The organism is Streptomyces sp. SM10, assembly GCF_002910915.1.
GTDB lineage: Bacteria > Actinomycetota > Actinomycetes > Streptomycetales > Streptomycetaceae > Streptomyces.
The window spans coordinates 414-9,085 of the sequence record NZ_NEUF01000153.1 but is presented as its reverse complement, the minus strand read 5'-3'; the positions used below and the strand labels follow the sequence as shown (position 1 = coordinate 9,085).

The 8,672-nt window shown below is 69.3% G+C and carries 6 protein-coding genes; all 6 read left to right on the top strand.

Annotated features, from left to right (window positions below; all coding sequences use genetic code 11):
• Positions 1-37: 37 nt before the first annotated feature.
• The gene (locus B9S57_RS24125) at positions 38-1,657 is read left to right on the top strand and encodes a bifunctional 3-(3-hydroxy-phenyl)propionate/3-hydroxycinnamic acid hydroxylase (RefSeq protein ID WP_103517699.1); all 1,620 of its coding nucleotides are present in this window, start codon (positions 38-40) and stop codon (positions 1,655-1,657) included.
• A 34-nt stretch (positions 1,658-1,691) separates the two neighbouring features.
• On the top strand, positions 1,692-2,585 hold the full coding sequence (locus tag B9S57_RS24120; RefSeq protein ID WP_103517698.1) for a cyclopropane-fatty-acyl-phospholipid synthase family protein: 894 nt from the start codon (positions 1,692-1,694) through the stop codon (positions 2,583-2,585).
• A gap of 62 nt (positions 2,586-2,647) precedes the next feature.
• A complete protein-coding gene (locus B9S57_RS24115; protein ID WP_103517697.1) occupies positions 2,648-5,500 on the top strand; it encodes a LuxR family transcriptional regulator in 2,853 nt (950 codons plus the stop codon).
• Between the two features lie 45 nt (positions 5,501-5,545).
• Entirely contained in the window at positions 5,546-6,085 is a 540-nt protein-coding gene (locus tag B9S57_RS24110; protein ID WP_103517696.1) for a YceI family protein, read from the top strand.
• Complete coding sequence (locus B9S57_RS24105; RefSeq protein ID WP_103517695.1) at positions 6,082-6,972, top strand: ROK family protein; 891 nt, start codon at positions 6,082-6,084, stop codon at positions 6,970-6,972. The genes B9S57_RS24110 and B9S57_RS24105 overlap by 4 nt, the downstream gene beginning before the upstream one ends.
• 237 nt (positions 6,973-7,209) lie before the next feature.
• Positions 7,210-8,672, top strand: a 1,463-nt coding sequence (locus B9S57_RS24100) for a type I polyketide synthase (protein WP_374935980.1), incomplete at its 3' end; no start/stop codon positions are given.

Sequence of the window (8,672 nt, the reverse complement as noted above, 5' to 3'; positions counted from 1 at the left end):
TTCGGGTCCCCGCCGCAGAGTTCAGGGAGATACAGACGTGGTGAACTCCGATGTGCTGATCGTCGGATACGGCCCGGTCGGCCAACTGGCGACGATCCTGCTGGCCCAGCACGGCCGCACGGTCACCGTGGTCGAGCGCTGGCCGCAGCCCTATCCGATGCCCCGCGCAGTCGCGTACGACGGCGAGGCCGCCCGCATCCTCGCCGCCGTGGGTGTCGCCGACCGCCTCGAGGACGTCCGGGAACCAACCGGTGAGTACGTCTGGGAGAACGCCCGCGGACAGACCCTCATCCACATGGAGGTGCCGGGGAAGAGCCCTTCGGGCTGGCCCGAGTCGACCTCGATGTACCAGCCCGGTCTGGAGGCCGCCCTCGCCGCACGTGGCGCCGAACTCCCCGGGGTGACCGTGCACCGCGGCCGGACGGCGGTCGAGCTGACCCGCTACGAGGACCGCGTCGAAGTGGTCGCGGAGGACGTGGACGGCAACCGGCACACGTACGGGGCCCGCTGGGTCATCGGCTGCGACGGTGCCAACAGCTTCGTCGGACGGCACATCCAGTCGACCGTCACCGACTACGGGTTCGCGCACGACTGGCTCATCTGTGACGTCGTGACTCATGACAAGCGCGAGTACACGCCCAACAACCTGCAGATCTGCGACCCCGCCCGGCCCAGGACCGCCGTCTCCGCAGGCCCGGGGCACCGGCGCTGGGAGTTCATGCGGATGCCCGGTGAGACGATCGAGGAACTCGGTCAGAAGGCGACCGTATGGCGGCTGCTGGGGCTGTTCGACCTCACCCCGGACAACGCCACTCTGGAGAGGCACGCCGTCTACACCACGCGGGGCACCTGCGCCGACCAGTGGCGCTCCGGAAGACTGCTGGTCGCGGGCGACGCCGCACACGTCATGCCGCCTTTCGTAGGGCAGGGCATGTGCTCGGGCTTCCGCGACGCGGCCAACCTGGCGTGGAAGCTGAACCTCGTCCTGGGCGGCCTCGCGGACGAGGAACTACTCGACACCTACGCCGTCGAACGCAGCGCACACGTACGGCCTGCCATCGAGACGTCGATCGCGCTCGGCAACGTCATCTGCCAGACCGACCGCGCCGCCGCGGCCGGGCGCGACGCCTTCATGCTCGCCGCCCGTATGCGCGCCCGCGGCGGCCGGGACCAGGCCACCCCCGACGGGCCCAAACTGGCCGACTCCCTCAGCGGCGGTTTCCTCCGTACCGGCGCAGCCGCCGACGACGGGACACGGTCGGCCGGCCAGCTCGTACCGCAGGCGGAGGTGGTACGCGGCGGCTCCCGGGGACTCCTCGACGACGTCGTCGGCACCGGCTTCACCCTGCTCTGCACCGAGGACCCGCGCCTGCTCCTCGACTCGGCGGACCTGGACTTCCTCGACACCCTCGGGTGCCACCTCGTGCACGTACTGCCTGCGGAGACCGCGCCGGAGAAGGCGGGGGGGCACGCGGTCGTCGACGCCGAGGACCTGTACCTGCCCTATCTGGCCGGGCTGCCCGGCCCAGGACCGGACGGGGCCGTCGGGATGCTCGTACGCCCGGACTTCTACCTCTTCGGAGCCGCACATGGTCCCGACGACCTGGCCGCGCTCATCGACGACCTGCGCGGCCGTCTCGGCCGTACCACGCTCTGAACCCCTACACCACCTCACGAAAGGCAGTACCGCCATGTTGGAAGCGGCCAAACAGTTCGGGAAGCTCATCCAGATGATCTCGACGGGTGACCCCGTCAAGCGGACCCGGCGCCTCTACCAGTTCATGCCCCCCAGCTTCGAGTTCGTCGACCGCACCACCACGTACTGCAACTTCGGTTACTGGAACGACGGATGCGACAGCCTCGACGAGGCCGCCGAGGAGCTCGCCACCCGGCTGGGTGCCGCAGCCGGCATCGAGGCCGGGGACACGGTGCTGGACCTGGGCTTCGGCTACGGCGATCAGGACTTCTCCTGGATCCGCAACCGGCAGCCCAAGAAGATCCACGGCCTGAACATCACCCCGCACCAGATAGAGGCCGCACAGGCTCGCGCCAAGAGGGAAGGGCTCGAGGACCGACTCGAATTCCAGCAGGGCTCCGCCACGGACATCCCTTTCCCGGACAACACCTTCGACAAAGTCGTCGCCCTCGAATCCGCATTCCACTTCTACCCGCGCAGTGCGTTCTTCGAAGAAGCCTTCAGAGTGCTGCGGCCCGGCGGTGTACTCGCCGTCGCGGACGTCCTCCCGACGCACGACACAGTGGTGCGCAAGGAACTCAAGTCCCGCGCACTCAGCTGGATTCTCCTCAGTTACGACGAGGAGAACTGGTACACCTCGGGGGTCTACGCCGACAAGCTGGCCAAGGCGGGCTTCGAGGAGAACCGGGTCGATTCGATCCGGGACCGGGTGTGGGAGCAGTACCGCACGTTCATGGTGGAGAAGATCGCGAGCACCGAATACAAGAACCTGATCACCCCCACCCAGTACAAGGGAATAAGCCAGAACTGGAGTGACCAGGAACTACTGAAGAAAGAGCTGGACACCATCGATTACGTGATCGCGGTCGCCAAGAAGCCGACGATCTGAGCATGACCCGGATGCGGGACCATCCGGGCCAGTGACAACCGTGCAAGGGCAGGGGTGGAAGGGTGCGTTTGGTCGAGCGTGACGAGCACGTGCGGTCTCTGGACGGGCTGCTGGACGAGTGCCGTGGAAGACGGGGACACGTCGTCGTGCTCGACGGCCCGGTCACCACGGGCAAGACAGAGCTTCTGCGCGTGTTCACCGAGCGTGCCTCGACGGACGTCGTCGTGCTCCGCGCGACCTGCTCGCGCGCGGAACGCGCCCTGCCCCTCGGAGTCCTCACCCAGCTGCTGCACAGCGCCAGCCTGCCCCTGGACATCGCCGACCGGGCGGCACAGCTGCTGAAGGAGGGCGCCGCATCGGACGCTCTGCCCCGGACCCACCACGACACCGTCGAGCCGGAAGCCGTCCAGCTGTTCCAGGGCCTCGGAGCCGTACTGCTCGACCTCGCCTCGGAGTCACCGGTGCTCATCGCCGTCGACGACGTGCAGCATGCCGACGACTCGTCCCTGCACTGTCTGCTCCACATCGTGCGCAGGATCGGATCCGCGCGGATCCTGGCGGTTCTGACCGAGGACGCGGAGTTCGGAGCGCAGCACTCCCCGTTCCGCGCCGAACTGCGGCGACAGTCGCAGTTCCACCGGCTGCGCCTCGCACCGCTCACCCGGGCGGGGGTCGCCGAGGTGCTCCGTGACCGTCCCTCCGGCCCGTCCGTCGAGCTGGGGGACGGGCCACCGCAGCAGCCGGACAGCCCGGCCGCCCCTTGGCGCGTCGACGACTTCTTCCGGATCAGCGGCGGCAACCCCCTGCTCCTGCACGCCCTCATCGAGGACCACCACCTCGCCGGAGAGGCAAGGCCCCAGGGCTACGGGTTGGCCCTGCTCAACTGCCTGTACCGGGACAAGCCCGTCATCACCTACGTGGCGCGCGCCCTGGCGGTGCTCGACCAGGAGGGAGACGTCAAGGCGCTGGCCCAACTGGCCGGAACCGATACGGAGGCGGTCGGCCGCGCCCTTCACGACATGGAAGCGGCCGGTCTGACCGACAACGGCGTGTTCCGCCATCCGGTGGCCCGCTCGGCCATTCTCGACGGCCTGCAGGCCCCGGACCGGGCGGCCCTGCACCGCCGCGCAGCACAGCTCATGCACGCACGGGGCGCAGCTGTCATGACCGTTGCCCACCACCTGGTGGAGTCCAAGCACACGCAGGGCCAGTGGGCGGTCCAGGTGCTTCTGGAGGCCGCCGATCAGGCGTTGCTCGGGGGCAGGACCTGGTTCGCGACGGAATGCCTCGCGCTCGCCCACAGATCCTGCGGCAACGAGCAGGAACGGCCGGGCATCAGGGCGCGGCTGGCCCAGGCCGAATGGGAACTCAACCCCTCCGCGGCCGCTCGGCACCTCACTCCGCTGGCCGCGGCGGCGGACACCGGCCAGCTGGCCCACGGCGACCTGCTGGTCCTGCTCCGGCACCTGCTCTGGCACGGCCGTACGAGCGAGGCGAGACCCGTTCTCGAACGAATCCGTGACGCCCGGACCGAAACGCGCGAGATCGCGCACGTCGTACCGACGCGGAACACCGAACTGTGGCTGGCCGCCACCCACCCCCAGCTCGCCCGCAGACACCAGGGACCCGCGTCCGCCGGCGAAGGACCACCCACCCTCGCCGATCCTCACGGCGATCCGTGGTTGCGGTCGGCCGCCGAACTGGCAGGGCTGCTGACCGACGGGCCTGGCGACCCCGCCGCGGACCGTGCGGAACGAGTCCTGGACGGCCTCGGTCTCGGCCTGGGCCGTACGTCTCCCTGGACCGAGGAAGCCGTACAGCTGGCCCTGCTCGGCCTGATCTGTGCGGGACGCCTGCGCAGCGCGGCCGACCAGTGCGAGAAGCTCCTGGCCGAGGCAGACACGCGGGAGGCCCCCGTCTGGTCGGCGATGGCCTCCGCGACGCGTGCGGAGATCGCTGTCAGGCAGGGCGACCTGGCGGCTGGAGCCGCATATGCCCGGCAGGCACTGGCCCAGCTGCCACCTCAGGCGTGGGGCGTCGCGATCGGCTTCCCGCTGGGCAGCCTCATCCTCGCCGTGACGAGGATGGGCGATTACGAGGAAGCCGCGAAGCACCTCACGTACTCCGCGACCGACGGCATGTTCCAGAGCCGCTACGGGCTGCACTACCTCCACGCCCGCGGCCACTACTACCTCGCCACCGATCACCCGCACGCCGCCCTCGCCGACTTCATCTCCTGCGGCGAACTCATGCGCAGCTGGGGCCTCGACGCAGCAGCCCTCGTGCCCTGGCGGACCGGCGCGGCCGAAGCCTGGCTACGGCTCGGCAACCGGGACCAGGCCAAGCGGCTCCTCCACGACCAGCTGACCTCAGCGGGGGCGGACAGGCCGCGCATCCGAGGCTCCGCGCTGCGCCTGCTCGCGGCGACGGGCCCGATGGCCAGACGCCCCGACCTGCTCACCGAGGCGCTCGATCTGCTGGAGGACTGCGGCGACCGCTACGAGCAGGCGAGAGCCCTCGTCGACCTCAACCGGAGCTACTACCAACTCGAGGAGTACCGGCGGGCCCGCATGGTCTTCCGAAGGGCGTGGCACGTGGCCGACCTGTGCGACGCCGGCCCGCTGGCGAAGGAACTCCTCGCGGCGTCCGGTGACTGCAACAACCCGGACACGGCTTCCGGCAGCACCGACGGGATCCCCTCACTCACCGGATCGGAACGGCGCGTCGCCTCGCTGGCCGTCATGGGCTGCACCAACCGCGAGATCGCGAGCAAGCTCCACATCACCGCGAGCACGGTAGAGCAGCATCTCACCCGCGTCTACCGGAAGCTCAAGGTGAAACGCCGGAAGGACCTGCCTGTGGATCTCCGCAGTGATCTGGTCAAGACTGAACGAGCCCAACTCGACTGCGGGTGACTTCCGTTCCCCCGCACGCCCCCGCCCCCCGACAGAGGTAGCAACGTGTCACAGACAGCGGCGAACTCCCTGACCGTGCCGGCCCCCGGCACCTACACCATCGACCCCGGCCGCAGCACCATCACCTTCCGAACCCGGCACGTCTTCGGCCTCGCGGGTGTCGACGGCTCCTTCTCCGTCCTCAGCGGCCGGATCCGGATCGCGGCCGAGGCCGCGGAATCCGACGCGACGGCCGTCATCGACGCCGCCAGCTTCACCACGGGCAACGACACACGGGACAACGTCGTACGCTCCGACAAGTACCTGGCCACCGCAGCACACCCCCACATCTCGTTCACCTCGGACGCAGTACGCGAGTCGCAGGGCTCGTACAGCCTGCACGGCGAACTGACCGTCCGTGCCACGACCCGGCCGGTGGAACTCCTCATCGAAGAGGCAAGGAGCGAGGCGAGGAGCGGGGCGGAAGAGATCAGCTTCCGGGCCACCACGAAGATCGACCGGTACGCCTTCGGCATCACCGCCGACAAGGGCATGACCGCCCGCTACCTGACCCTCACGCTCGACATCGTCGCCTCGACGGCGTGACCTACCTGGGAATCGACGTCGGTGGCACGAAGGTCGCCCTGCAGACCGACGGCGGTGCAACGCCACGCAGCGCGGTATTCCCGTGGCCGCGGACCAGCAGCGTCGCGGACGACCTGGAGACTCTCACCAGGAACGTCCGTGCGCTGCTCGACGACACCACGCAGTCCGTCCGGGCGGTCGGCGTCGCCATGCCTGCGACCGTCGGCCCGGAGGGCCTCGTCACCACCTGGCCCGGCCGCCCCAGCTGGACCGGACTGGACCTTCGAGCCGCGCTGTGCTGTCTCTTCCCCCGAAGCTCGGTGCTCTGGGCGGACGACGGAGACCTTGCGGCCCTCGCGGAGGCGGACGAAGCGGACTGCCAGGACGTCGTCTACCTCGGCGTCGGCACCGGTGTCGGCGGCGGCATCGTCCTCGACGGGCGTCTCTGCCCCGGGACAGCCCGAGGCTCGTGCGAGGTCGGCCATGTGATCGTCGACCCCAAGGGCCCGCGGTGCGACTGCGGACGGCGCGGCTGCGTACAAGCCGTCGCCTCCGGTCCTGCGACCCTGCGCCGGGCCGGCCGCCTGCGAGGCGAGCCCGTGACGTTCGCCCAGCTCGCGGACGGCCTGCGTCACGAACGGGACTGGGCCGTCACAGCGATCGGAGAGAGCTGCGACGCTCTCGCGGTGGCGATCGTCAACCTCAACGAACTCGTCCGTCCCGCACTGGTCCTGATCGGTGGCGGATTCGCCGACGGGCTCCCCGGATTCGTCGACACGGTGGCCGGAAGAGCGCACGCGCTCGCCAGGCCGGGACACCCCGTTGCCCACGTACGCGCCGCGTCACTCGGCGGCCTGTCCTCCCTGCGCGGCGCCGTACTCCTCGCTCGGGGCACACACCCCGGGTAGGGGGCTTCGCGGTAGGGGGCTGAGCCAACCCCCTAGGGGTTGTCCGGTTCTGCAGACCCCCCGTAGATTCCCCGAGTAAGGGGAAACAATTCGAATGCTGCGGAGTGCTTCGGAGTAGCGGCACCGCGAATCAACCGTAAGGAAAACGCGCTGACTGCTGAGCCGATTTTCCGTGTTGACGGACCTTTGACGGTGGGTCGAAATTCACCTGCTGACCGCCGCGACGGGTTGGGTTGAGTGGACAACGAAGAGAAGCTCCGTGAGTACCTGAAGCGGACGACCGCAGATCTGCGCCGAACGCGCCAGCGCCTCCGGGACATCGAGGCCCAGGATCAGCAGCCCATTGCGATAGTGGGAATGAGCTGTCGGTATCCAGGTGGAGTGGCGAGCCCCGAAGACCTCTGGCAGCTCGTGGCCGCCGGCACCGACAGCATCTCCGCATTCCCGGCCGACCGTGGCTGGGATCTCGGAAATCTTTATGACGCCGACTCCGGCCAGGACGGCAAATCCGCCACGGAAGAAGGCGGATTCCTCCACGACGCGGGTGAGTTCGACGCCGGGTTCTTCGGCATCTCGCCGCGTGAGGCGCTGGCGATGGACCCCCAGCAACGACTCCTGCTCGAGACCTCGTGGGAGGCGTTCGAGCGGGCCGGCATCGACCCCGCTGAGCTGCGCGGCAGCCGCACGGGCGTGTTCGCCGGGCTGATGTACCACGATTACGCGGCCCGTCTCGCGGCGGTGCCCGAGGGCGTGGAAGCGTTCCTGGGCGTCGGGAACTCAGGCAGCGTCGTATCGGGCCGAGTGGCCTACACCTTCGGACTCGAGGGCCCCGCCGTCACGGTTGACACGGCGTGCTCGTCGTCACTGGTCGCCCTGCACCTGGCGGTGCAGTCGCTGCGCAAGGGCGAGTGCACGATGGCCCTGGCCGGTGGTGTGACGGTGATGGCGACACCAGGCACCTTCGTGGACTTCAGCCGCCAGCGCGGCCTCGCAGGCGACGGACGATGCAAGTCGTTCTCGTCGGCCGCCGACGGGACCGGCTGGTCGGAGGGTGTCGGCGTCCTGGTGGTGGAGCGGTTGGCGGATGCACGGCGCAACGGCCATGAGGTCCTGGCGGTGGTACGTGGTTCTGCGATCAACCAGGACGGTGCGTCGAACGGTCTGACCGCGCCGAACGGTCCGTCCCAGCAGCGGGTGATCCGGCAGGCATTGACGAGTGCGGGCCTGAACGCCTCACAAGTCGACGCGGTGGAGGCGCACGGTACGGGGACGACGCTGGGTGACCCGATCGAGGCGCAGGCGCTGCTGGAGACCTACGGGCAGGAACGTCCGGACGACTTGCCTCTGTGGCTCGGGTCGATCAAGTCGAACATCGGTCACACCCAGGCCGCGGCCGGTGTGGCCGGTGTGATCAAGATGGTGATGGCGATGCGGCACGGTGTGCTGCCGCAGACGCTGCACGTGGACGAGCCGACGCCTCAGGTGGACTGGGAATCCGGTGACGTCCGGCTGCTGACGGAGCAGGTGGCGTGGCCGGAGACCGGTGAGCGTCGGCGGGCGGGTGTCTCGTCGTTCGGCGTGAGCGGCACGAATGCACACGTGATCCTCGAGCAGGCGCCTCTAGCGGAGAAGGTGGCTTCCTCGGGCCCCGTCGTGGTGCCGGTGGTGCCGTGGGTGGTGTCGGCGAAGACGGCCGAGGC

Coding starts and splice junctions, on each gene's coding strand:
- B9S57_RS24120 (WP_103517698.1), top strand. CDS start 1,692: ATGTTGGAAGCGGCCAAACAGTTCGGGAAGCTCATCCAGATGATCTCG.